The 22981-nt window shown below is 57.8% G+C and carries 21 protein-coding genes; 11 read left to right on the top strand and 10 right to left on the bottom strand.

What is annotated here, in order from left to right:
* The first annotated feature begins 139 nt into the window (after nt 1–139).
* Both cpxR and cpxA read left to right on the top strand, forming a co-directional pair.
* Nucleotides 140–838 (top strand): envelope stress response regulator transcription factor CpxR, encoded by a 699-nt coding sequence (gene cpxR, locus ACMGGE_RS17200; RefSeq protein WP_006179159.1) that lies wholly within the window; start codon nt 140–142, stop codon nt 836–838.
* Nucleotides 835–2208: an envelope stress sensor histidine kinase CpxA gene (cpxA, locus tag ACMGGE_RS17195; RefSeq protein WP_014885717.1), complete on the top strand. Its 1374-nt coding sequence runs from the start codon at nt 835–837 to the stop codon at nt 2206–2208. The genes cpxR and cpxA overlap by 4 nt, the downstream gene beginning before the upstream one ends.
* A 53-nt stretch (nt 2209–2261) precedes the next feature.
* On the opposite strand, the gene yiiM is transcribed toward cpxA, so the two are convergent.
* Both yiiM and sodA read right to left on the bottom strand, forming a co-directional pair.
* A complete protein-coding gene (gene yiiM, locus ACMGGE_RS17190; RefSeq protein WP_045909111.1) occupies nt 2262–2936 on the bottom strand; it encodes a 6-hydroxyaminopurine reductase in 675 nt (224 codons plus the stop codon).
* 71 nt (nt 2937–3007) lie between these two features.
* Entirely contained in the window at nt 3008–3628 is a 621-nt protein-coding gene (gene sodA / locus ACMGGE_RS17185) for a superoxide dismutase [Mn] (RefSeq protein ID WP_003861999.1), read from the bottom strand.
* 288 nt (nt 3629–3916) lie between these two features.
* Between sodA and rhaT the strand changes: the two genes are divergently transcribed.
* Nucleotides 3917–4951, top strand: coding sequence for an L-rhamnose/proton symporter RhaT (gene rhaT, locus ACMGGE_RS17180; RefSeq protein WP_048028388.1), 1035 nt, complete (start codon nt 3917–3919; stop codon nt 4949–4951).
* On the opposite strand, the gene rhaR is transcribed toward rhaT, so the two are convergent.
* Nucleotides 4952–5800 (bottom strand): HTH-type transcriptional activator RhaR, encoded by an 849-nt coding sequence (gene rhaR / locus ACMGGE_RS17175; protein WP_045909109.1) that lies wholly within the window; start codon nt 5798–5800, stop codon nt 4952–4954.
* A gap of 73 nt (nt 5801–5873) precedes the next feature.
* Nucleotides 5874–6710, bottom strand: a complete 837-nt coding sequence (gene rhaS, locus ACMGGE_RS17170; RefSeq protein WP_104949850.1) for an HTH-type transcriptional activator RhaS — start codon at nt 6708–6710, stop codon at nt 5874–5876.
* A gap of 301 nt (nt 6711–7011) precedes the next feature.
* Here rhaS and rhaB point away from each other — a divergent pair, with 301 nt between their 5' ends.
* The 5 genes from rhaB (at nt 7012) to rhaM (ending at nt 12164) form a co-directional block, all read left to right on the top strand.
* A complete protein-coding gene (gene rhaB, locus ACMGGE_RS17165; protein ID WP_234085257.1) occupies nt 7012–8481 on the top strand; it encodes a rhamnulokinase in 1470 nt (489 codons plus the stop codon).
* Nucleotides 8478–9737: an L-rhamnose isomerase gene (gene rhaA / locus ACMGGE_RS17160; RefSeq protein ID WP_045909105.1), complete on the top strand. Its 1260-nt coding sequence runs from the start codon at nt 8478–8480 to the stop codon at nt 9735–9737. The genes rhaB and rhaA overlap by 4 nt, the downstream gene beginning before the upstream one ends.
* A gap of 95 nt (nt 9738–9832) precedes the next feature.
* The gene (gene rhaD, locus ACMGGE_RS17155) at nt 9833–10663 is read left to right on the top strand and encodes a rhamnulose-1-phosphate aldolase (RefSeq protein WP_048028382.1); all 831 of its coding nucleotides are present in this window, start codon (nt 9833–9835) and stop codon (nt 10661–10663) included.
* Nucleotides 10664–10704: 41 nt separating this feature from the next.
* A complete protein-coding gene (gene fucO, locus ACMGGE_RS17150) occupies nt 10705–11853 on the top strand; it encodes a lactaldehyde reductase (RefSeq protein ID WP_048028380.1) in 1149 nt (382 codons plus the stop codon).
* The gene (gene rhaM, locus ACMGGE_RS17145; RefSeq protein ID WP_069719780.1) at nt 11850–12164 is read left to right on the top strand and encodes an L-rhamnose mutarotase; all 315 of its coding nucleotides are present in this window, start codon (nt 11850–11852) and stop codon (nt 12162–12164) included. The genes fucO and rhaM overlap by 4 nt, the downstream gene beginning before the upstream one ends.
* On the opposite strand, the gene ACMGGE_RS17140 is transcribed toward rhaM, so the two are convergent.
* The 4 genes from ACMGGE_RS17140 to ACMGGE_RS17125 form a co-directional block, all read right to left on the bottom strand.
* Nucleotides 12152–13429, bottom strand: coding sequence for an MFS transporter (locus ACMGGE_RS17140; protein WP_262802629.1), 1278 nt, complete (start codon nt 13427–13429; stop codon nt 12152–12154). The genes rhaM and ACMGGE_RS17140 overlap by 13 nt on opposite strands.
* A 44-nt stretch (nt 13430–13473) precedes the next feature.
* Nucleotides 13474–15597 carry an alpha-galactosidase gene (locus ACMGGE_RS17135; protein WP_420293989.1) on the bottom strand — a complete coding sequence of 708 codons (2124 nt, stop codon included), beginning with the start codon at nt 15595–15597 and terminating at the stop codon, nt 13474–13476.
* 104 nt (nt 15598–15701) lie between these two features.
* Entirely contained in the window at nt 15702–16697 is a 996-nt protein-coding gene (locus ACMGGE_RS17130; RefSeq protein ID WP_048028374.1) for a LacI family DNA-binding transcriptional regulator, read from the bottom strand.
* 17 nt (nt 16698–16714) lie between these two features.
* The gene (locus tag ACMGGE_RS17125) at nt 16715–17263 is read right to left on the bottom strand and encodes a helix-turn-helix domain-containing protein (RefSeq protein ID WP_023309744.1); all 549 of its coding nucleotides are present in this window, start codon (nt 17261–17263) and stop codon (nt 16715–16717) included.
* Between the two features lie 102 nt (nt 17264–17365).
* Between ACMGGE_RS17125 and ACMGGE_RS17120 the strand changes: the two genes are divergently transcribed.
* Both ACMGGE_RS17120 and ACMGGE_RS17115 read left to right on the top strand, forming a co-directional pair.
* On the top strand, nt 17366–18025 hold the full coding sequence (locus ACMGGE_RS17120) for an AzlC family ABC transporter permease (protein ID WP_045909098.1): 660 nt from the start codon (nt 17366–17368) through the stop codon (nt 18023–18025).
* Nucleotides 18025–18348: an AzlD domain-containing protein gene (locus ACMGGE_RS17115; protein WP_008501826.1), complete on the top strand. Its 324-nt coding sequence runs from the start codon at nt 18025–18027 to the stop codon at nt 18346–18348. The genes ACMGGE_RS17120 and ACMGGE_RS17115 overlap by 1 nt, the downstream gene beginning before the upstream one ends.
* Before the next feature lie 40 nt (nt 18349–18388).
* Here the strand turns inward: ACMGGE_RS17115 and ACMGGE_RS17110 are convergent, their stop codons facing one another.
* Together ACMGGE_RS17110 and fdhD are read right to left on the bottom strand one after the other, a co-directional pair.
* On the bottom strand, nt 18389–18601 hold the full coding sequence (locus tag ACMGGE_RS17110; protein WP_021242795.1) for a DUF1471 domain-containing protein: 213 nt from the start codon (nt 18599–18601) through the stop codon (nt 18389–18391).
* Nucleotides 18602–18715: 114 nt separating this feature from the next.
* The gene (fdhD, locus tag ACMGGE_RS17105; protein WP_420293988.1) at nt 18716–19552 is read right to left on the bottom strand and encodes a formate dehydrogenase accessory sulfurtransferase FdhD; all 837 of its coding nucleotides are present in this window, start codon (nt 19550–19552) and stop codon (nt 18716–18718) included.
* A gap of 372 nt (nt 19553–19924) precedes the next feature.
* Here fdhD and fdnG point away from each other — a divergent pair, with 372 nt between their 5' ends.
* Entirely contained in the window at nt 19925–22975 is a 3051-nt protein-coding gene (gene fdnG, locus ACMGGE_RS17100; protein ID WP_086374971.1) for a formate dehydrogenase-N subunit alpha, read from the top strand.
* Nucleotides 22976–22981: the final 6 nt, after the last annotated feature.

Raw genomic sequence — 22981 nt, 5'->3', positions numbered from 1 at the left:
AAAATCTTTCGTGTCGCGATTCAACGAGAGACAGTCTACGATTCAGGCTGCAAACATGCGTCAGGGGGTGTAAAACAACGTAAAGTCATGGATTAGACAGCCTTGATGTCGTAATTTCTGCCTCGGAGGTATTTAAACAATGAATAAAATCCTGTTAGTTGATGATGACCGAGAGCTCACATCCCTTTTAAAGGAGTTGCTCGACATGGAAGGTTTCAACGTCCTGGTTGCCCATGATGGCGAGCAGGCGCTGAGTCTCCTTGACGACAGCATCGATTTACTTTTGCTCGACGTGATGATGCCGAAGAAAAACGGTATTGATACGTTGAAAGAGCTTCGCCAGACACACCAGACTCCCGTTATCATGCTGACCGCTCGCGGCAGCGAACTCGATCGCGTACTCGGCCTTGAGCTGGGCGCGGATGACTATTTACCGAAGCCGTTTAACGACCGCGAACTGGTCGCCCGTATTCGCGCGATCCTGCGTCGTTCCCACTGGAGCGAGCAGCAGCAGAATACCGACAACAGCTCACCTACCCTTGAAGTCGACTCCCTGAGCCTGAACCCGGGCCGTCAGGAAGCGAGCTTTGATGGCCAGACGCTGGAACTGACCGGCACGGAGTTCACCCTGCTGTATCTTCTGGCGCAGCACCTCGGCCAGGTGGTTTCGCGTGAACATTTAAGCCAGGAAGTGCTGGGCAAACGTCTGACCCCGTTTGACCGCGCCATCGACATGCACATCTCTAACCTGCGCCGTAAGCTGCCGGAGCGTAAAGACGGTCACCCATGGTTTAAAACCCTGCGTGGTCGCGGTTATCTGATGGTTTCCGCTTCATGATAGGAAGCTTAACCGCCCGCATCTTCGCCATCTTCTGGCTGACGCTGGCACTGGTTTTAATGCTCGTACTGATGTTGCCAAAACTCGACTCACGCCAGATGACGGAGCTTCTCGACAGCGAGCAACGTCAGGGCGTGATGATCGAGCAGCACGTGGAAGCCGAGCTGGCAAACGATCCGCCAAACGATTTAATGTGGTGGCGCAGGCTATTTCGCGCTATCGACAAGTGGGCGCCGCCCGGACAACGCCTGCTGCTGGTGACCAGCGAAGGCCGCGTGATTGGCGCCGATCGCAATGAAATGCAGATTATCCGCAACTTCATTGGCCAGGCAGATAACGCCGATCACCCCCAGAAGAAAAAATATGGCCGCGTAGAAATGGTGGGGCCGTTCTCCGTCAGAGATGGCGAGGATAACTATCAGCTCTACCTGATTCGCCCCGCGAGCAGCTCCCAGTCCGACTTCATCAACCTGCTGTTTGACCGCCCTCTCCTGCTGCTGATTGTTACTATGCTGGTCAGCTCGCCGCTGCTGTTATGGCTGGCGTGGAGCCTGGCAAAACCGGCCCGTAAGCTGAAAAATGCGGCTGATGAAGTGGCACAGGGTAACCTGCGACAACACCCTGAACTGGAAGCCGGACCGCAGGAGTTCCTTGCCGCCGGGACCAGTTTTAACCAGATGGTGAGCGCTCTCGATCGCATGATGACGGCACAACAGCGTCTGCTGTCGGATATCTCGCACGAACTGCGCACCCCGCTTACGCGCTTACAGCTTGGCACCGCGCTGCTGCGCCGCCGCAGCGGGGAGAGCAAAGAGCTGGAGCGTATCGAAACCGAAGCGCATCGTCTGGACAGCATGATCAACGATCTGCTGGTCATGTCGCGCAATCAGCAGAAAAACGCGCTGGTGAGCGAAACGGTGAAAGCCAATCATCTGTGGCATGAAGTGCTGGATAACGCGGCGTTCGAAGCGGAGCAGATGGGCAAATCCTTCACCGTCAACTTCCCGCCGGGTCCGTGGCCGCTGTACGGTAACCCCAACACGCTGGAAAGCGCGCTGGAGAATATCGTGCGTAACGCCCTGCGCTACTCGCACACGAAGATTGAGGTGGCGTTCTCGGTGGATAAAGACGGGATCACCGTCATTGTCGACGACGACGGTCCAGGCGTCAGCCCGGAAGACCGCGAGCAGATTTTCCGTCCGTTCTACCGCACCGACGAAGCGCGCGACCGGGAATCGGGCGGTACGGGGCTGGGGCTTGCGATTGTGGAAACCGCCATGCAGCAGCACCGCGGCTGGGTGAAAGCCGATGACAGCCCGCTGGGTGGGCTGCGGTTAACGCTGTGGCTACCGTTGTATAAGCGTTCGTAGCTGTTAGTGCCGGGTGGCGGCTTCGCCTTACCCGGCCTACGCTTTACGGAGTTCTATTTACCCCACAACCTCCGCGAATTATCCTCGATCTTGCTGCTTAAACGCCGCTTCTGCATCGTTCTTGTCCAGCTGGTCGATAGCCCCGCTGCCGACAGCAGGCGATGATACTGCTCGTCATCAAACGGCATATGCCAGGCAATGGCGCAGGCGTCGTAAACAGACACTTCACTCAGGCGTGATGCCAGCTCAAGCGGCGCATCCGCTGACACCTGCCCAGCCAGCACTACACGGTACAGCCAGCCGGTTTTACCCGCGCTTTGCATCTGAGCCGACATGTCATGAATACCGAAATGGAAGTTGAGCTTGAAGCACGGCGAGCGCGGCTGCGTCACCTGAATCAGGGCATCGCCCCAGCGGTAGATATCACCTATAAACACGTTCTTTTCGGTGAGCCCTTCGGTGGAGAGATTCTCGCCAAACGCGGGGGCGACGAAGAGGTCCGCCTGCTCGGGGAACTCGGTTTTCCAGTGCTGATAGTGCTCGCGCGGGTAGTGGCACAGTGCGCGCTCGGGCCCACCGTGGATCTTCTTTTCGGCCTGCTCGTCGCCCGCAAGCCCAAGGTCGGTTAACGTCAGCTCACCGTCGACCTGAATTTTGGCGATGGCGCTCGGGCGGCTGCCGTCGTACTCCCTTACCTTGCCTGTAAATACATTCACCGGGTAATGCATCGCTGCCTCCATTACGCAGATACAAAAAAAGCGAGCCATCAGACTCGCTTCTCACAGGCGTCAATGCAACCTTATTTTTTAGCGGCGAAACGCGCTGCTGCTTCGTCCCAGTTCACCACGTCCCAGAACGCTTTGATGTAGTCCGGGCGACGGTTCTGGAATTTCAGGTAGTAAGCGTGTTCCCACACGTCCAGACCCAGGATTGGGAAGCCGGATGCGCCAGAGATCGCTTCACCCATCAGCGGGGAGTCCTGGTTCGCGGTAGAAACCACCGCCAGTTTGTCACCTTTCAGAACCAGCCACGCCCAGCCGGAGCCGAAGCGGGTTGCAGCGGCTTTTTCGAATTCCGCTTTGAAGTTGTCAACAGAACCGAAGTCGCGCTCGATAGCCGCTTTCAGGTCGCCCTGCAGGGTGGTACCGGTCTTCAGGCCTTTCCAGAACAGGCTGTGGTTTGCGTGGCCGCCCGCGTTGTTACGCAGCACGGTTTTCTTGTCCGCTGGCAGCTGGTCCAGCTTGGTGATCAGCTCTTCAACAGGCAGGTTAGCGAACTCTGGCAGGCTTTCCAGCGCGGCGTTCGCGTTGTTCACATAGGTCTGGTGGTGTTTAGTGTGATGGATTTCCATCGTCTGCTTGTCGAAATGCGGTTCCAGTGCGTCGTAGGCATACGGCAGGGATGGCAGTGTATAACTCATAATCCTCTCCATTATTGTCGGGCGGCACAGCTGTTAATGCCGCGTAAGCAGTTGGTTCATTATAGTTAATTAAATGATATTGAAAATGATTATCAATGCCGTAGTTTTTATAAGGTTATTCAGTTTTCGATTAATAGCGGAAATGTGAGTCTGCTCACGCGGTTAACGTGCTGATTGCCATCCAGAACACCTGTGCGGCAACCTTCTGAAGGTTCCCGGACTGCCTAATTTTTACACTCCTCAAGTCGAAGAGAAGCCACTGACGATAAAAACGATGAGGGTGTAAAAATGAATCATGCGATTACGATGGGTATCTTCTGGCATTTGATAGGCGCTGCCAGTGCAGCCTGTTTCTATGCTCCGTTTAAAAAGGTGAGAGGCTGGTCATGGGAAACCATGTGGTCCGTTGGCGGGGTCGTGTCCTGGCTGATTTTGCCCTGGACCATTAGCGCCATGCTGCTGCCCGATTTCTGGGGTTACTTCTCCTCCTTCAGTGCTTCCACCCTGCTGCCGGTGTTCCTGTTCGGCGCGATGTGGGGCGTCGGTAACATCAACTATGGCCTCACCATGCGCTATCTCGGCATGTCGATGGGCATTGGTATCGCGATTGGCATTACGCTGATCGTCGGTACCCTGATGACGCCAGTTCTCAACGGCAACGTCGAGGTGCTTATTAATACTCAGGGTGGGCGGATGACGCTCCTGGGCGTGCTGGTGGCGGTCGTTGGCGTAGGAATCGTGACTCGCGCGGGGCAGCTGAAAGAGCGCAAGATGGGCATTAAAGCCGAAGATTTTAACCTGAAGAAAGGTCTGCTGCTGGCGGTGATGTGCGGCATCTTCTCGGCCGGTATGTCGTTCGCGATGAATGCTGCCAGGCCTATGCATGACGCCGCCGCCGCGCTGGGCGTCGACCCGCTGTACGTTGCGCTGCCAAGCTATGTCGTGATTATGGGTGGCGGCGCGATGGTTAACCTGGGCTTCTGCTTCATTCGTCTCGCAAAAGTAAAAAACCTGTCGGTAAAAACCGACTTCTCGCTGGCAACATCGCTTATCATCACCAACGTGTTACTCTCCGCGCTCGGCGGCCTGATGTGGTATTTACAGTTTTTCTTCTACGCCTGGGGCCATGCCAGCATTCCGGTGCAATACGACTACGTCAGCTGGATGCTGCACATGAGTTTCTACGTACTGTGTGGCGGGCTGGTCGGTCTGGTGCTGAAAGAGTGGAAGAACGCCGGACATCGTCCGGTTGGCGTACTGAGCCTCGGCTGCGTGGTGATCATTATCGCTGCCAATATCGTTGGGCTCGGCATGGCAAACTGATCACGACCCCTTTCGACTGCGATGACGCCACTGTACCGGCGTCATCCCCACCTCGCGATTAAACACTACTGAAAAGTAGTTACTGTCTTCAAAGCCGCAGCACATCGCCACATCACTGACCATCCACTCCGTATGCTGAAGGAGATATTGTGCATGGCAGATGCGTAGCTGGCGCAGATAGTGGTTGACCGTCATCCCGGTCAGGGTGCGGAACTGCTGGCGCAACGCGCGCTCGCTGCACTGCTCCTGCTCGCAGAATTTCTCCAGTATAAAGTTTTTATTCAGGCTGCCCGCAAGCGTGGTGATGAGCTTATCCAGCAGCGCTTCCTGCGTCGTGGCGGAGGGGTTATCAGTGGCGTAACGATGGCGCTTTAACGTCACCACCAGTTGGGCGAAAAGCAACTCCGCTAGCTGGTTAGAAACGGGGTCGTTCTTCTGGCTCTCCTGCTCCAGTTGAGAAATAACCTGCCGTACCTGAGCCATGCCGTTACTGCTTAAGCGCCAGTGCGGAGAACCCTTAGCATCAAGAAAACCCGGGATGCTTGCGGCCCAGTCTACGTTAAGCCTGAGCCTGTCCGGACAGTAAATAACGTTCTGCAGCACCAGGTCATTAACCGAGGCGTAGGAATGCTTATCCTCCGCGCGAATGTAGAACAGATCTCCGCGCGTGATGCGGTAGGGACGGTCGTTGAGGATGTGCAGGCCGTTACCGCGCCATACCAGCACCAGTTCGCAAAACTCGTGGGTATGTTCGGCAAAGACGTCTTGTGGGTAGCGGTCGGCCACCGTCACGGCCTGGCTCGCGGAGGCATAAAAATCATCTTTGCGAAGGATTAACTGAGCAGCCACACCACGACCTCTACGCCGAATAACCTGACACTATTATCTTTTTTGCGGAAATAAAACGGTGACTGCCCTCGCGTTACTGAAGCATCGCGTCTTTCCCCTGACGAATATCACGCGGCGACCAGTTAAATTCCCGGCGAAACAGCGTTGAAAAGTGATTGCTGTCACCAAAACCGCAGCAATAGGCGATATCCGTGACGCTTTCGTCGGTATGACGTAAAAGATGACGCGCTTTGATCAGGCGCAGACGGTTGAGATATCGCTGCGGCGTCATACCGGTATGCTGTTTAAGCTGGCGATGCAGGGTGCGCAGCGACAGTGAAAAATCATCCGCAAGCGTTTCCCAGCAGACATCCTCAGCGAAATGATCTTCCAGCCAGGCCATCAGATGGTTCAGGCGCGCGTTGTTATCTTCCAGCCCTTCCACCAGGCTGCTGCGGCGCAGCAGCACCAGAAGCTGCATAAACAGCAGTTCGCGCGTGGCAATGGCGTGCGTCTCCCGCCCGTCCTCGCTCTTCTCCATTTGGCCCACCAGCTGACGCACCTGCTGCAGGGTGGACTGATTCACGCGCCAGTGCGACGGATAGTGTCCGTCTTGCTCCTGGGGCAACAGCTGATTCAGCCGCGAAAGAAACTGGAACGCATCCGGGGAACGGTAGAGCACATTCGTCAGATACAGGTTGTCGGTATGCTCATACAGGTGCCGATCGTGGTCGCGCACGAAGCACACCGTACCGCCGCTGATGGTATAAGGCTGGCCATTGAAGACATGAATACCTGTCCCGCGCTCAACAATCACAATTTCATGAAAATCATGGTGATGCTCCGGGAACGCGGCCTGAGGAAGCCGTGGCTCAATCGCGACAGGCGCCCCTCCTGAAGGAAAAAAATCCACGCTGTGCAGTACGGTCATAACGGCCTCCACCAATGAAAAATGTTCTCAAAATAGTAATTAAGGCCTTCCGCACTCACCTTCAATTTTTGGCAGTAAACCTCGCAAAAGCTGTCCATTTTTCAAGAAACAGGGGGAAAGTTCGGGAAATGCGGTCAGCGTCACACTGCCTGAAAATCCCGCCACCACTGGAAACTGTGAACTCCCTCACATTCACCTTTGCTTTCTTGCCAGCGCGAGATTTGGCCTGTCAGTGGTGAGAAGGTGACTTTTTCTTCCCTTTTTTACACTCACCGCTAATGACTTAAGAAAGGACCCGACTATGACTTTTCGCCATTGTGTGGCTGTCGATTTAGGCGCATCCAGCGGGCGCGTAATGCTCGCGAGCTGGGACCGTGAGCAGCACACGCTTGCGCTTCGCGAAATGCACCGTTTCGCCAACTGCCTGCAAAAGCAGGACGGCTTTGTGGCCTGGGATATCGATGCCCTGGAGGCGGAGATCCGTATCGGACTGAACAACGTCTGCAACGATGGTATTCGCATCGACAGCATCGGCATTGATACCTGGGGCGTGGACTACGTTCTGCTTGATAGCCATGGCGAACGCGTCGGCTTGCCGGTTTCTTATCGCGACAACCGCACCGACGGCCTGATGGCGCACGCTATCGCCCAGCTTGGCAAGGACAACATCTACAGACGCAGCGGCATTCAGTTTCTGCCGTTTAACACGCTTTATCAGCTGCGCGCTTTGGTCGAGCAACAGCCAGAGCTGGTGGCGGACGTGGCCCATGCGCTGCTGATCCCGGACTACCTGAGCTACCGCCTGACCGGCAACATGAACTGGGAATATACCAACGCCACCACCACGCAGTTGGTCAACATCAACTCGGATAACTGGGATGAACATCTGCTGGCCTGGACGGGAGCGTCGCCTTCCTGGTTCGGTACACCAACCCACCCGGGTAATGTGATCGGTCACTGGATTTGCCCACAGGGGAACGCAATTCCTGTCGTTGCCGTCGCCAGCCACGATACCGCCAGCGCGGTGATTGCTTCCCCACTTGCGAGCAAAGACGCGGCTTACCTCTCGTCCGGCACCTGGTCGCTGATGGGCTTTGAGAGCAAAACCCCGTACGCCAGCGATGCTGCCATGGCCGCAAACATTACCAACGAAGGGGGTGCCGAAGGCCGCTACCGCGTACTGAAAAACATCATGGGGCTGTGGCTGCTCCAGCGGGTACTGAAAGAACAGAACATTACCGACCTGCCTGCGCTTATCGCCGAAACCGAGAAGCTGAAGGCCTGCACGTTCCTGATCAACCCGAACGATGAGCGCTTTATCAATCCGGCGCACATGAGCGCCGAAATTCAGGCCGCCTGCGTCGAGGTCGGGCAGCCGGTGCCGTCCAGCCCTCCCGAACTGGCGCGCTGCATTTTTGACAGCCTCGCCCTGCTGTATGCCGACATCCTCAGCGAGCTGGCGAGCCTTCGCGGAAAACCCTTCAGCCAACTGCATATCGTGGGCGGCGGCTGCCAGAACCAGCTGCTGAACCAGCTCTGCGCCGATGCCTGCGACGTCACCGTGGTGGCAGGTCCCGTGGAGGCCTCCACGCTCGGCAATATCGGCATTCAGCTGATGACTCTGGACGAACTTTCCAACGTTGACGACTTCCGTTCGGTGGTGACGGCGAACGCCAGTCTGACCACCTTCACACCCAATCCCTGCCATGAAATTGCTCGCTTTCGCGCGCAGTTTCAGCAAAACCGACTGACTAAGGAGCTTTGTGCATGACAACTCAATTAGAACAAGCCTGGGATCTGGCTAAACAGCGTTTCGCCGCCGTCGGAGTGGATGTCGAAGAGGCGCTGCGCCAGCTCGACCGCCTGCCCGTCTCCATGCACTGCTGGCAGGGCGATGACGTCGCTGGCTTCGAGAACCCAGGCGGTTCCCTGACGGGGGGTATTCAGGCCACGGGTAACTATCCAGGCAAAGCGCGCAACGCGACCGAACTGCGCGCCGACCTTGAACTGGCGCTGAGCCTGATCCCGGGGCCAAAGCGCCTGAACCTGCATGCAATTTATCTCGAATCCGATGAGCCGGTGGCGCGCAACGAAATCAAACCGGAACACTTTAAGAACTGGGTAGAGTGGGCCAAAACCAACAGGCTGGGCCTGGACTTTAACCCGTCCTGCTTCTCACATCCGCTGAGTGCGGACGGTTTTACTCTCGCCCACGCGGACAACGACATCCGCCAGTTCTGGATCGATCACGTGAAGGCCAGCCGCCGCGTTTCGGCGTATTTCGGCGAGCAGCTCGGCACACCGTCGGTGATGAACATTTGGATCCCGGACGGCATGAAGGATATCACCGTCGATCGTCTGGCTCCGCGCCAGCGCCTGCTGGCCGCGCTGGATGAGGCTCTCAGCGAGAAGCTGGACCCGGCGCACCACATCGACGCCGTCGAGAGCAAGCTGTTCGGCATAGGCGCCGAGAGCTATACCGTGGGCTCGAACGAGTTCTATATGGGTTACGCCACCAGCCGCCAGACCGCGCTGTGTCTGGATGCTGGCCACTTCCACCCGACCGAGGTGATCTCCGACAAAATCTCCGCCGCCATGCTCTACGTGCCGCGTCTGCTGCTGCACGTCAGCCGTCCGGTGCGCTGGGACAGCGACCACGTGGTGCTGCTGGATGACGAAACCCAGGCGATTGCCAGCGAAATCATCCGCCACGATCTCTTTGACCGCGTACACATCGGCCTCGACTTCTTCGATGCCTCCATCAACCGCATCGCGGCGTGGGTTATCGGCACCCGCAATATGAAGAAAGCCCTGCTGCGCGCGTTGCTGGAGCCAGTCGCCACGCTGAAACAGCTGGAGGCTAATGGTGACTACACCGCACGTCTGGCGCTGCTGGAAGAGCAGAAATCCCTGCCGTGGCAGGCAGTGTGGGAGATGTACTGCCAGCGTAACGATGCCCCAGCGGGCAGCCAGTGGCTGAACAACGTGCGGGCGTATGAGAAAGACGTTCTCGCCGCTCGTCAGTAAAAACATCGCCCGGCAGCACGTTGCCTGCCGGGTCTACAGGTAAGAGTAGGCCGGGTAAGCGTAGCGCCACCCGGCATTTTCAAAGGAACCACAGTATGCAGACTATCACCCACTCCTGGTTCGTCCAGGGCATGATCAAAGCCACCTCCGACGCCTGGCTGAAAGGCTGGGACGAGCGCAACGGCGGCAACCTGACGCTGCGCCTGGACGACGCGGATATCGAACCTTTCGCGGCCGATTTCCACGCGAAGCCGCGCTATATCGCGCTGAGCCAGCCGATGCCGCTGCTCGCCAACACGCCGTTTATCGTCACCGGTTCCGGCAAGTTTTTCCGTAACGTCCAGCTCGACCCGGAGGCCAACCTCGGCGTGGTGAAAGTGGACAGCGACGGCGCGGGTTACCACATTCTGTGGGGGCTGACGGATGAAGCGGTGCCCACCTCCGAACTGCCGGCGCACTTCCTCTCCCACTGCGAGCGCATCAAAGCGACCAATGGCAAGGACCGCGTGATCATGCACTGCCACGCCACGAACCTGATCGCCCTGACCTACGTGCTGGAAAACAGCGCCGATGTCATCACCCGCAAGCTCTGGGAAGGCAGTACCGAGTGTCTGGTGGTATTCCCGGATGGCGTGGGCATTCTGCCGTGGATGGTACCGGGTACCGACGAAATCGGCCAGGCAACCGCCGTTGATATGCAAAAACATTCTCTGGTGCTATGGCCGTTCCACGGCGTGTTCGGCAGCGGTCCAACGCTGGATGAAACCTTTGGCCTGATCGACACCGCCGAGAAATCAGCGGAAGTGCTGGTGAAGGTGTACGCCATGGGCGGCATGAAGCAGACCATTCCCCGGGAAGCGCTCATCGCCCTCGGCAAGCGCTTTGGCGTGAGCCCGCTGCAATCCGCGCTGGATTTATACGCATAACGCCTTTGCAGGACAAACGTTGATCGTTAAGGAGAATTATCATGAGCTTTATGTTGGCGCTTCCAAAAATCAGCCTTCACGGCGCGGGCGCAATCGGCGATATGGTCAATCTGGTAGCGAACAAGCAGTGGGGAAAAGCGCTGATTGTCACCGACGGCCAGCTGGTGAAGCTGGGCCTGCTCGACAGCCTGTTTACCGCGCTGGACGCCCATCAGATGTCGTATCACCTGTTCGATGAGGTGTTCCCGAACCCAACAGAAGCGCTGGTGCAAAAAGGATTTTCGGCTTACCGGGACGCAGAGTGTGATTACGTCATTGCCTTTGGCGGCGGCAGCCCGATTGATACCGCCAAGGCGATTAAAATCCTCACCGCTAACCCCGGCCCGTCAACCGATTATTCCGGCGTCGGCAAGGTGAAAAATGCGGGGGTGCCGCTGGTAGCGATCAACACCACCGCAGGGACGGCGGCGGAGATGACCAGTAATGCGGTGATCATCGACTCCGCGCGTCAGGTGAAAGAGGTGATCATCGACCCGAACATCATCCCGGATATCGCCGTGGACGATGCCAGCGTCATGCTGGATATTCCGGCCTCCGTGACCGCCGCAACCGGTATGGACGCATTAACCCACGCCATTGAAGCCTATGTGTCCGTTGGCGCGCACCCGCTGACCGATGCCAACGCGCTGGAGGCGATTCGCCTGATCAACCTGTGGCTGCCGGAAGCGGTTGATAACGGTCATAACCTTGAGGCGCGCGAGCAGATGGCGTTTGGCCAGTATCTGGCGGGCATGGCGTTTAACAGTGCGGGTCTGGGTCTGGTACACGCTCTGGCGCACCAGCCGGGCGCGACGCATAACCTGCCGCACGGCGTGTGCAACGCCATTCTGCTGCCGATCGTCGAAAGCTTTAACCGCCCGCACGCAATCACCCGCTTCGCCCGCGTGGCGCAGGCGATGGGCGTCGATACCCGCGGCATGAGTGATGAAGCCGCCAGCATGTCCGCCATTCAGGCGATTCGCGACCTGAGCGCTCGCGTCGGCATTCCTGCGGGCTTCAGCCAGCTCGGCGTCACTAAAGCCGATATCGAAGGCTGGCTGGATAAAGCCCTCGCGGATCCGTGTGCGCCATGCAATCCGCGCACCGCCAGCCGCGATGAAGTCCGCGAGCTCTATCTGGAGGCATTATGATCCGCAAAGCGTTTGTGATGCAGGTGAACCCGGACGCGCACGAGGAGTACGCGCGTCGCCACAATCCAATTTGGCCCGAGCTTGAAGCGGTGCTGAAAGACCACGGCGCTCACCACTACGCCATTTATCTCGACAAAGCACGTAACCTGCTGTTTGCGACCGTGGAGATTGAATCGGAGGAGCGCTGGAACGCGGTAGCGAATACCGACGTCTGCCAGCGCTGGTGGAAACATATGGGCGACGTCATGCCGTCTAACCCGGATAACAGCCCGGTGAGTGCGGAACTTAAAGAGGTCTTTTACCTGGACTGATGTGTTAGCGCTGCCGCCCCCGCGGCGGCGGCAATCTCCTGCCTGCTGCTCAGCGTAAACGCCGACACCACCGTAATCGCCAGCACGAAACAGCCCAGCATCAGATACGTCTCCTGGAAGCCGATCCGGTCATACATATTCCCGGCAAAAGCGGAGAGAATAATCGCCGCCGACTGTTTGGCAAACTGGAAGCCGATCAGATAGATAGTCGCCGACAGTCGGGTATCAAACACCCCGGTGATGTACTTGAAAGCGCCCACCAGCAGGAACGGGACTTCCAGTGCGTGCAGCATCTTGAGGGCAATCACCTCCACGGCAGTGGTGGCGAACGACGAGCCGATAATGCGCGTCGCCATAATTACCCCGGCGATCAGCAGCGTGTTCTTCGCGCCGATGCGGTTAATGATCCACGGCGAACAGAACATAATGATGGCATTACAAATCTCCCCGGCAGTCGTTGCGAAACCAAAGGCGCGGGTCCCCTCCTGCGGCGTGGCGAAGAAGGTTTTAAAGAAGGTGGCAAACTGCTGATCGAAAACGTCATACACGCAGGCCACGCCAATCACGTAGAGGATAAACATCCACATTCTGCGCTGGCGGAACAGGTTGAACACGGTTTTTGCGGTGATTTGCGGCTGGTTCGCGCCCAGGGCATCCATGACCTGCGCCGTCTGGTTGGGCTTCGGCTTCGCGACCACCAGCAGCAGCATCAGCAGCAATGCCGCTCCCGATCCCATCCAGAAAACATACGACGGATCGATGCCGAACAGGATGCCGCCCGTGGAGGCGCACAAGCCCCAGCCGAGGCAGCCAAACATCCGCGCCTTGCCGTATTCAAAGAAGCTGTTGCGGCTCACGCGTTCGATGTAGGCCTCAATCGCCCCCGACCCCGCTGAGAAGACAAAGCCGATATACAACCCACCGCTCAGCGCCCCCAGCCAGATATTGGTTTTCAGCAGCGGCGCGAAGACGTACAGGAAGAACGGTGCGAACAGAACCAGCAGCACCGCGATGATCCACAGAAGGTGTTTTTTCAGCCCCAGCTTGTCCGAAATAACGCCCAGTAGCGGCTGGAACGCGATGGCCGACAGCGAGATGCAGGAGAAGACAATCCCGGTATGGGTTTTATTCAGGCCGATGATGTCCGACAGCCAAATCGGCAGGAACGGAAAGCAGGTGGCCATGATGAAGAAGTAGAGAAAGAAGAACAGCCCGAAGATCCAGAAGTTAGGGTTGTCTTTGTGGGTACAGGTTGTTGTGTTCATTATTTTTATCCTCAACGGAGGGCCGGCTGCCCGGCCCGTCACCTTTACACGCGTTCAACGCCAATCAGAACGGCGGTTTCCGGATCCAGAATCGGCAGCGCAATGCCCGCCTGCATCAGCCACTCGCCGCTCACCGTTTGCGGCGTTTCCATCCACTCTGGCAGCTTGCGCATGGTGTGCCCTCCCTCGCCCGTAATCTGAATATTCGGGTGATCGAGCAGCATGACGCGGTACCGCGCGCTAGCCTCCAGTCCCGCCATGCGCAGCGGCATCATCAGGCTGTAATCCGGCATCGCGAGCTGGCTGACCATAAACAGCCCCTGCGCCTTATCTTCGCTCACCATCCCCTGCGCCAGCGTGGTGGCATCCGGCATATCAATACGCCACTGGGTACCATGGTGGATCACCTCTCGCCACTGCTTGTGCAGCGCGGCGTAATGGCGATAGCCTTCGCGCTCCTGTGCGTCCACGGTGAGCGGATCCAGCTCCAGCCCCATATGGCCAAACAGGGCCGTCAAGCCGCGAAACTGGATGCTATGCTGGCGGAAGGTGGCGTGGCATTTATGATGACCGATATGCGCGCCCATCACCTCCGGCGGGAAGAAGTAGCTCATGCCGCGCTGGATGGTGCTGCGCTCCAGCGCGTCGTTGTTGTCAGACGCCCAGAAGCGGTGGCTGCGGGTCAGTACCTCATAATCAATGCGCCCACCGCCGGAGGAGCACGATTCAAACTCAATATGCGGGAAGCGCTCGCCCAGCACGTCCAGCAGGCGGTAAAACTGGCGGGTCTGCGCGTCGGCAGCGGCTTTACCGTTGTGTCCCGGCTGCACCAGCTCGCGGTTCATGTCCCACTTCACGTAGTCGACCGCATGCTCGCCCAGCAGCCAGCTCATGCGCTCCACCAGGTAATCAAAGGCCTCCGGGATGTTGAGATTGAGCACCAGCTGGTGTCGTCCGGTCGCCTGGGGATAGCCCGGCAGCGCCAGTACCCAGTCAGGATGCGCGCGGTACAAATCGGAATCCGGATTGATCATCTCCGGCTCTACCCAGATGCCAAACTCCATGCCAAGCCGCTTGACGTGGTCGATCACCGGCGTCAGGCCGTTCGGGTATTTTTTCTCATCCAGATACCAGTCGCCCAGCGCCGCATGGTCGTCATTACGACCTTTGAACCAGCCATCATCAATGATGAAGCGCTCCACGCCCAGGGCGGCAGCCTCGTCGGCCATGCGCATGATGTACTCCGGATCGTGGTTGAAGTAGATCCCTTCCCAGGTATTGAGGTGCACCGGGCGCGGTTTGTTTTCCGGGAAGCGGATGACGTTGTTGCGCAGGTAGCGATGGAACGGCTGGCTCATGCCGTTCAGACCCTGCGTGGAGTAGCTGGCATACAGGCGCGGCGTCCAGAGCGTATCGCCCTCCTCAACCGCCATTTCACCCGGCAGGTAGAGCGCTTCGGCCTGCAGGTAGCGACGACCATCGGTTTTCGCTTCCGCGCGCAGGCGGTGATTACCGCTCCAGCCCAGATGCACGCCCCAGACGTCACCCTGCATTTCGCTGAACGACGGCGTACCGGCAATCAGCGCCGGGAAGTGCTCGTGGGAGGTTTTACCCCGGCGGTTTTCAATCACGAAGCTGTCGTGTTCAAGCTTTACGCGGTGCGGCTGGAATTCACGGATCCAGCGTCCGTGGAAGGCCATCACTTCCTGCGCGCGCTCGGCCACCGGCAGCGTGACGGCGAAACGGTCCACCTGCCAGGGGATCGCTTTCAGATTCGTTAAACCGTGACGAACCACCAGCACGCCGCTGGCATCCAGCGCCAGCTCGCTGGTCAGGCGCAGTCCCGCATGCTCATCTTCGGCGGTTATCGTCAGGGTATTTACGCCCTGCTGCACTTGGGTGGTTTTGAACACCGGGGAACCGTCCAGCCCCTGGCGATGCCCCTCAATGCCCGGCGAGCCAAATAGGCCGTGCCCCAGCTCGGCCATCAGCGTGACCGGGGAGTCGACGTCAAGCCTGCCGTTGGCAACAGGACGCGCGAGCAGAGTAACATCCTGCGGCGAAAAGTGCCGAAGGTGAGGCCCCCAGTAGAGAATTTCGGCGAACGGATGGGTTTTAATCACCACGTCTACCGTCGTGGTTTCGAGACGTAAAACGGAATCTTGCATCAGACATCTCCTGTCATCGGGATGATCTGAGTGTTGATCCGAAACGTTTCGGATACAAACCAAAACGTTTCGGTTCTGTGATCGGCTTTAAAATTTTGCGCTATTTAAGCCGTCTGGCCCGGAGAGAATTCTGGCTGCCAGAGCACCTGAAGCTGTTCAATATCGTCGCCGTTAATCAGCTGGCGCACCATATCGGCAATCTGTTTCCCGACGCCCTGGCGGGTGGACTGGATCACCGACGCCACGTCAATATCGACGATGCTGTCCTGGGGTAGTCCGTCATAGACCACCAGTGAGACGGCGTTGTCGCCGGATAAACGCCCCAGCTGCGCCAGGGCCATCGCCGCGCCGTCGCCGTGGGTGTTGCAGTCGGTGATGATGGCCGTGGGCGGCTGCGGCAGGGCAAGCAGTTCTTTCGTGGTGGCATACCCAACGCGGCGCGAAGGCGGCATAGCGCGCAGCCATTCGCTGGAAAGCCCGGCTTCCCGCAACGCGTCCAGATAGCCCTGACGGCGCTGGGTGATAAACGCCTGATTGTTGCTTTCGCCAAGTAGCGCGATACGCTGATGGCCTTTCTCGATCAGCCAGCGGGTAGCCTGATGCGTACCGGCGTAGTTGTCGAAATCAAACCACGCGTACGGCTGCGGGAGATGGCTGCGCCCGAGCGCCAGGAATGGAAAACCGGCCGCCTGCAGCTGCTCAAGACGGGGATCGTGATCCAGCGTGTGTGCCACGATCAGCGCATCCACGCGGCGGCTTTGCACCATGCGCATGTAGCTGTGTTTATCGGCCAGATCGTCATCGGCAATCAGCAACAAATCGATTTCATGTCGCGCCAGTTCGTGGCTAATTTCGCCGACCATGTCCATAAATACGCTGTTATTGAGCGGAACAGGATGGACCGGGAACACCAGCCCAACGGCGTCAATTTTGCCCATCTTCAGGCGGCGGGCGAAGGTGTTCGGTCGGTAACCACGGCGCTGGGCTTCTGCTTCCACGCGTGCGCGCGTCTCGGCGGAGACGTCGTCATATCCGTTGAGGGCGCGGCTGACGGTGGTGACTGACAGCCCCAGTTCTTTGGCAATGGCTTTAAGCGACATGAGTTTCCGTATCTCTGTTAGTTTTGTTCCGCCACCAGCAGCGCGTAAGTGTCTGGCTCCAGGGCCTTGAAGATATGCGGCTGGTCGGCGGGATAACAAATGTAATCCCCTGCGCCGAGCTCTTCCGCCGCGTCGAGCAGACCGACCAGCGCCCGCCCCTGCGTCACAATAATATGTTCAACCGAGCCCGGTGGATGCGGCTGTGAAATACGGTCTGCTCCCGGTTGGGTCATCAGAAGATAGACATCGCGGCGCGCGCCGGGGGGGCATGCCGCCAGTAAAATGGCTTCATAGTTAGCCTGTCCAGCCACCACTTTTGTCCCTTCTCCACGGCGGATCACCTGCGTGGTCGGCAACTGTGGCTCAAGCAAACGGGCGAAAGGAATATCCAGCGCCACGCAGAGCGACCACAGCGTTTCCAGGCTAGGGTTACCGTTGCCGGACTCCAGCTGGGAAAGCGTGGATTTTGCGATCCCGGCACGGCGGGCAATTTCCGCCAGTGAAAGCCCGGTTCGCAGGCGTTCTCGCACCAGACTTTTGGCGATCAGGCTGATCGGCTGCGTCATATAACGGCCTCGCGTTCTATAAAACGAACAAATCGTTCGTCTTGAAAATCAGTTTCGTTGCGTTCATTATAATGGATACACGTTCGATATGGCTAAAATTGTATGAAGCATCATCTCTCTTGTCTGAAAGGCGACACCATAAAAGCAATCATTCTGGTCTGCCTCGCAGTGGGCGTGGTCGGGATGTCCTACGGCTCGCTGGCGATGGCCTACGGTTTCCCGGTCTGGGTGCCGTTTGTGCTCTCCATTACCGTGCTGGCGGGCGCGTCTGAGTTCATGTTTATCGGCATCGTGGCGAGCGGCGGCAATCCGCTGGCAGCTGCGGCGGCAGGTTTACTGGTTAACGCGCGGCATGTGCCGTTTGGCGTGACGGTGCGTGAGCTGGTGGGCAAGCGCGGTCTGAGCCTGCTGGGCTGCCACATCATGAACGATGAAAGCGTGGTGTTTGGCCTGTCGCAAAAAACCGCCGAACAGCGTAAAGCCGCCTACTGGCTGTGCGGCTTAGGCGTTGCCATCATCTGGCCGCTGGGCGCGCTGCTGGGTGCCATGGTGGGCAAACTGTTGCCCGACCCGGAAACCATCGGGCTGGACGCGGTATTTCCGGCCATTCTGCTGGCATTAGTGGTTCCCGCATTTAAAAACCGTACCACGCTGATCCGCGCCTGCAGCGGCGCCGTGTTATCGCTGGCCGCCGTGCCGTTTGCCCCGGTGGGATTACCGGTACTGCTCTCTTTACTCGGTCTTGCCGCGAGGAAAAAATAATGGAAAACATGACGGTCTTTATTCTCGGCATCGCCATTCTTTCTGCCGGAACCTATTTAATGCGCCTTGGCGGCGCCAAACTCGGCAACCGGCTGGCGCTGTCGGAGCGTTCTCAGGCGCTGCTGTCAGATGCGGCAACGGTATTGCTGTTCTCCGTCGCGCTGGCGACCACCTTTTATGAGGGAGAACACTTCGCAGGCATGGCGCGCGTGCTGGGCGTGGCGTTTGCGGTGTTTTTGGCCTGGCGGAAAATGCCGTTAATCGTGGTCATTGTGGCCGCGGCGGTGGTGACGGCATTGCTGCGCGTGGCGGGCATAAACTAAAAAAGCGCCCCGGGGGCGCTCTTTCGACGGTGTGACTCGCTTATTTATTCAGTTCAGCAGTCATGTGTACGCGGTTACCGGAGAATGCCTGGGTAATTTTGTACGATGACGCGCCCGCTTCCTGAGCCTGAGCCGCGATTTTCGCTTCTGCACCATCAATGGTAGAGGCGGTTGCGGTCACAGTCTGCGCAGCGAAAGAACCGAAAGAAGCAGCCAGAGCGATTACAGCGACAAAAGTTTTGATGCTTTTCATGATTTAAACCCTTTCATTAAGTTGTTTAGGTAAGGCACCGTGCCTTGATGAGATAAATACTAGACCTCATCGCGAACAACTAAAAGCGGAAGGATTTGCTAATATCATTCAAAATTACTGATCAACTATTAATCGCTGAGGATGGGTATAAATCGTCGCCCTTCCCGGCTTGCAGAAACCCACCAGCGTCAGGTTACAGCGCTCCGCTACCTCTACCGCCAGCGTGGTCGCCGCCGACACCGCGAACAAAATTTCCACACCGCACATGGCGGACTTTTGCACCATCTCGTAGCTGGCCCGGCTGGAAACGAGCGCCGCGCCCTGCTGCCAGATCTGACTTTCACGCGCACGACGACCGAGCAGCTTATCCAGCGCCACGTGGCGACCCACGTCTTCATGCCCACCGGCAATCTCTCCCGACGGCAATACCCACGCCGCCGCGTGCGTGCAGCCGCTCAGTTGGCCGATGGGCTGTACGTCGTTGAGATGCTCAAGGGCGGGGTCGAGGTGCGCCAGATTAAAGGTCTGAGTAAACGGCAGTGGCGCAACGGGCTTGCCAATATCGTTAAGCTGCTCAACGCCGCACACGCCGCAGCCGGTACGCCCGGCCAGCGCGCGACGACGCTCCTTAAGCCCCATAAAGCGGCGGCTGGAGAGTTCGATTTGCACTTCAAGACCGTTGCAGGCCTGGACCACGTCCATGCCGTAGATCTCTTGCGGATGCTCGATGATGCCTTCCGAGAGGGAAAAACCGATGGCGAACAGCTCAAGATCTTTCGGAGATGCCATCATCACCACATGCGAGATGCCGTTGTAAACGAGCGCAACGGGCACTTCTTCCGCCAGAAAATCGGGCGTGGCATCGGTTATGCGGGGCGGTCGGTGTACCGACAGTTCCACAATGCCGGCAGGCAGGGGTGACGAGTGGGGATCACGGTTTTGTTTAGACACAGCGGTATTCCTGAACAACCACGGAAGCGAGCGTGCTATTGCAGCATAAACCACAGGCTGTACGCATAGTATGGATCAACTTTTCGACAACCATTCTCCTACTCATTTAGCAGGGGTGCAACCTGACACCGGCTACATCGCTTTAACATGCAGAGCTGTTAATGTGATCGATATCACACTTTATAATCAACATGGTGATAATACGTTCACTTTGTATTAACGCCATTAGAACAGCGGTACCGACAATGTGGTATTCTGATGATATCCCTCGTGGAATTGAGGGATTAACGCAAATTTTTCTCCTTTGCGGTCATTCTTCAACCGCGAAGTCAAAACTACATATGTAAGCAATGTCGAAACAAGGAGTGACCCATGCAGGTCAGCAGAAGGCAGTTCTTTAAGATCTGCGCTGGCGGTATGGCAGGCACCACGGCAGCGGCACTGGGCTTTGCGCCCGGCGTAGCGCTGGCGGAAACGCGGCAGTATAAACTGCTGCGCACCCGTGAAACCCGTAATACCTGTACGTACTGCTCTGTCGGTTGCGGGCTGTTGATGTATAGCCTCGGCGACGGTGCTAAAAACGCCAAAGCGTCTATTTTCCATATCGAAGGCGACCCGGATCACCCGGTTAACCGCGGCGCATTGTGCCCGAAAGGGGCCGGTCTGGTGGACTTTATCCACTCCGAAAGCCGCCTGAAATTCCCTGAATATCGCGCGCCGGGTTCCGACAAATGGCAGCAAATCAGCTGGGAAGAGGCGTTTGACCGCATCGCTAAACTGATTAAAGAAGACCGCGATGCCAACTTTGTTGAGAAGAACGCCGACGGCGTCACGGTCAACCGCTGGCTCTCCACCGGGATGCTGTGTGCCTCTGCTTCCAGTAACGAAACCGGTTATTTAACCCAGAAATTTACGCGTGCACTCGGTATGCTCGCGGTCGACAACCAGGCGCGTGTCTGACACGGACCAACGGTAGCAAGTCTTGCTCCAACATTTGGTCGCGGTGCGATGACCAACCACTGGGTCGACATCAAGAACGCCAACCTCATTGTGGTGATGGGCGGTAACGCCGCTGAAGCGCACCCGGTCGGGTTCCGCTGGGCGATGGAAGCCAAAATCCACAACGGTGCGAAACTGATTGTGATCGATCCCCGCTTTACGCGTACTGCGTCAGTGGCGGATTTCTACACCCCTATTCGTTCAGGTACTGACATCACTTTCCTGTCAGGCGTACTGCTGTACCTGATGACCAACGAAAAATACAACCGCGAATACACCGAAGCCTATACCAACGCCAGCCTGATCGTGCGTGAGGATTACCACTTCGAAGATGGCCTGTTTAGCGGTTACGACGCTGAAAAACGCAAGTACGACAAAACCAGCTGGAACTACGAGCTGGATGAGAAAGGCTTTGCGAAGCGCGACACCACGTTGCAACACCCGCGCTGCGTGTGGAACCTGCTGAAAGAGCACGTTTCCCGCTACACGCCGGAGGTTGTCGAAAACATCTGTGGGACGCCGAAGGCGGACTTCCTGAAGGTGTGCGAGCTTATCGCCGAAACCAGCGCGAAAGACAAAACTGCGTCGTTCCTGTATGCCCTTGGCTGGACGCAACACTCCATCGGCGCGCAGAACATCCGCACCATGGCGATGGTTCAGCTCCTGCTCGGCAACATGGGGATGGCAGGCGGCGGCGTGAACGCCCTGCGCGGTCACTCCAACATTCAGGGTCTGACCGACCTCGGCCTGCTGTCTCAGAGCCTGCCGGGCTACATGAACCTGCCAAGCGAGAAACAGACCGACCTGCAAACCTACCTGACGGCCAGCACGCCTAAACCGCTGCTTGAAGGCCAGGTGAACTACTGGGGCAACTATCCGAAGTTCTTCGTCTCGATGATGAAAGCTTTCTTCGGTGATAAAGCGACGGCGGAAAACAGCTGGGGCTTTGACTGGCTGCCGAAGTGGGACAAAGGTTACGACGTTCTGCAGTATTTCGAGATGATGCACCAGGGCAAAGTGAACGGCTATCTGTGCCAGGGCTTTAACCCGGTTGCCTCGTTCCCGAACAAGAACAAGGTTGTTGAGTCGCTGTCGAAACTGAAGTTCCTGGTGACAATTGACCCGCTCAATACCGAGACCTCGACCTTCTGGCAGAACCACGGCGAATCGAACGACGTCGATCCGTCGAAGATTCAGACTGAAGTGTTCCGTCTGCCTTCGACCTGCTTTGCGGAAGAGAATGGGTCTATCGTCAACTCCGGACGCTGGCTGCAGTGGCACTGGAAAGGCGCGGACGCCCCGGGCATCGCCATGAACGACGGCGAGATCCTGGCCGGTATCTTCTTGCGCCTGCGTAAGATGTACGCGGCAGAAGGCGGCGCGAACCCGGAACCGGTCCTGAACATGACCTGGAACTACTCGACGCCGGAAAACCCAGCGCCGGAAGAAGTGGCGATGGAGAGCAACGGTAAGGCGCTGGCGGACGTTATCGACCCGGCCACCGGCACCGTGCTGGCGAAGAAAGGCGATCAGCTCAGTACCTTCGCCCACCTGCGCGATGACGGTACCACCTCCAGCGGCTGCTGGATCTTTGCCGGTAGCTGGACGCCGAAAGGCAACCAGATGGCCAACCGCGATAACGCCGACCCGTCGGGTCTGGGCAATACGCTGGGCTGGGCATGGGCGTGGCCGCTCAACCGCCGCATCCTCTATAACCGTGCGTCCGCTGACCCGCAGGGCAACCCGTGGGATCCGAAGCGTCAGTTGCTGAAATGGGACGGCGCGAAATGGGGCGGCGTGGATATTCCGGACTACAGCACTGCCGCACCGGGCAGCGACGTTGGGCCGTTTATCATGCAGCCTGAAGGGATGGGGCGTCTGTTCGCTATCGATAAGATGGCGGAAGGTCCGTTCCCGGAACACTACGAGCCGTTTGAGACGCCGCTGGGCACCAACCCGCTGCACCCGAACGTGGTCTCTAACCCGGCTGCCCGTATCTTCAAGGGCGACTTTGAAGCGCTGGGTAAAAAAGACAAGTTCCCGTACGTGGGTACCACCTACCGTCTGACCGAGCACTTCCACTACTGGACCAAGCACGCGCTGCTTAACGCCATCGCGCAGCCGGAACAGTTTGTGGAGATCGGCGAGAAGCTGGCGAACAAGCTCGGCATTGCCCATGGCGATACCGTGAAGGTCTCCTCTAACCGCGGCTACATTAAGGCCAAGGCGGTGGTGACCAAGCGTATTCGCACGCTGAACGTTCACGGTCAGCAGGTGGATACCATCGGTATTCCGATTCACTGGGGTTATGAGGGCGTGGCGAAGAAAGGGTTCATTGCGAACACCCTGACGCCGTTCGTCGGTGATGCGAACACGCAGACGCCGGAGTTTAAGGCCTTCCTCGTGAACGTGGAAAAGGTGTAACGGAGA

This window comes from Enterobacter sp. BNK-22, from assembly GCF_048684805.1.
Lineage (GTDB): Bacteria > Pseudomonadota > Gammaproteobacteria > Enterobacterales > Enterobacteriaceae > Enterobacter > Enterobacter quasiroggenkampii.
This window is presented reverse-complemented; position numbering and strand designations above follow the sequence as displayed.

Bases quoted from the DNA above. Each gene is read 5' to 3' on its own strand.
- rhaB (WP_234085257.1), top strand. From the start codon at position 7,012: ATGACTTTTCGCCATTGTGTGGCTGTCGATTTAGGCGCATCCAGCGGG.
- ACMGGE_RS17110 (WP_021242795.1), bottom strand. From the start codon at position 18,601: ATGAAAAGCATCAAAACTTTTGTCGCTGTAATCGCTCTGGCTGCTTCT.
- ACMGGE_RS17125 (WP_023309744.1), bottom strand. From the start codon at position 17,263: ATGACGCAGCCGATCAGCCTGATCGCCAAAAGTCTGGTGCGAGAACGC.
- cpxA (WP_014885717.1), top strand. From the start codon at position 835: ATGATAGGAAGCTTAACCGCCCGCATCTTCGCCATCTTCTGGCTGACG.
- ACMGGE_RS17130 (WP_048028374.1), bottom strand. From the start codon at position 16,697: ATGTCGCTTAAAGCCATTGCCAAAGAACTGGGGCTGTCAGTCACCACC.
- ACMGGE_RS17135 (WP_420293989.1), bottom strand. From the start codon at position 15,597: ATGCAAGATTCCGTTTTACGTCTCGAAACCACGACGGTAGACGTGGTG.
- yiiM (WP_045909111.1), bottom strand. From the start codon at position 2,936: ATGCATTACCCGGTGAATGTATTTACAGGCAAGGTAAGGGAGTACGAC.
- ACMGGE_RS17140 (WP_262802629.1), bottom strand. From the start codon at position 13,429: ATGAACACAACAACCTGTACCCACAAAGACAACCCTAACTTCTGGATC.
- fucO (WP_048028380.1), top strand. From the start codon at position 10,705: ATGAGCTTTATGTTGGCGCTTCCAAAAATCAGCCTTCACGGCGCGGGC.
- cpxR (WP_006179159.1), top strand. From the start codon at position 140: ATGAATAAAATCCTGTTAGTTGATGATGACCGAGAGCTCACATCCCTT.
- ACMGGE_RS17120 (WP_045909098.1), top strand. From the start codon at position 17,366: ATGAAGCATCATCTCTCTTGTCTGAAAGGCGACACCATAAAAGCAATC.
- sodA (WP_003861999.1), bottom strand. From the start codon at position 3,628: ATGAGTTATACACTGCCATCCCTGCCGTATGCCTACGACGCACTGGAA.
- rhaA (WP_045909105.1), top strand. From the start codon at position 8,478: ATGACAACTCAATTAGAACAAGCCTGGGATCTGGCTAAACAGCGTTTC.
- rhaD (WP_048028382.1), top strand. From the start codon at position 9,833: ATGCAGACTATCACCCACTCCTGGTTCGTCCAGGGCATGATCAAAGCC.
- rhaS (WP_104949850.1), bottom strand. From the start codon at position 6,710: ATGACCGTACTGCACAGCGTGGATTTTTTTCCTTCAGGAGGGGCGCCT.
- rhaM (WP_069719780.1), top strand. From the start codon at position 11,850: ATGATCCGCAAAGCGTTTGTGATGCAGGTGAACCCGGACGCGCACGAG.
- rhaT (WP_048028388.1), top strand. From the start codon at position 3,917: ATGAATCATGCGATTACGATGGGTATCTTCTGGCATTTGATAGGCGCT.
- ACMGGE_RS17115 (WP_008501826.1), top strand. From the start codon at position 18,025: ATGGAAAACATGACGGTCTTTATTCTCGGCATCGCCATTCTTTCTGCC.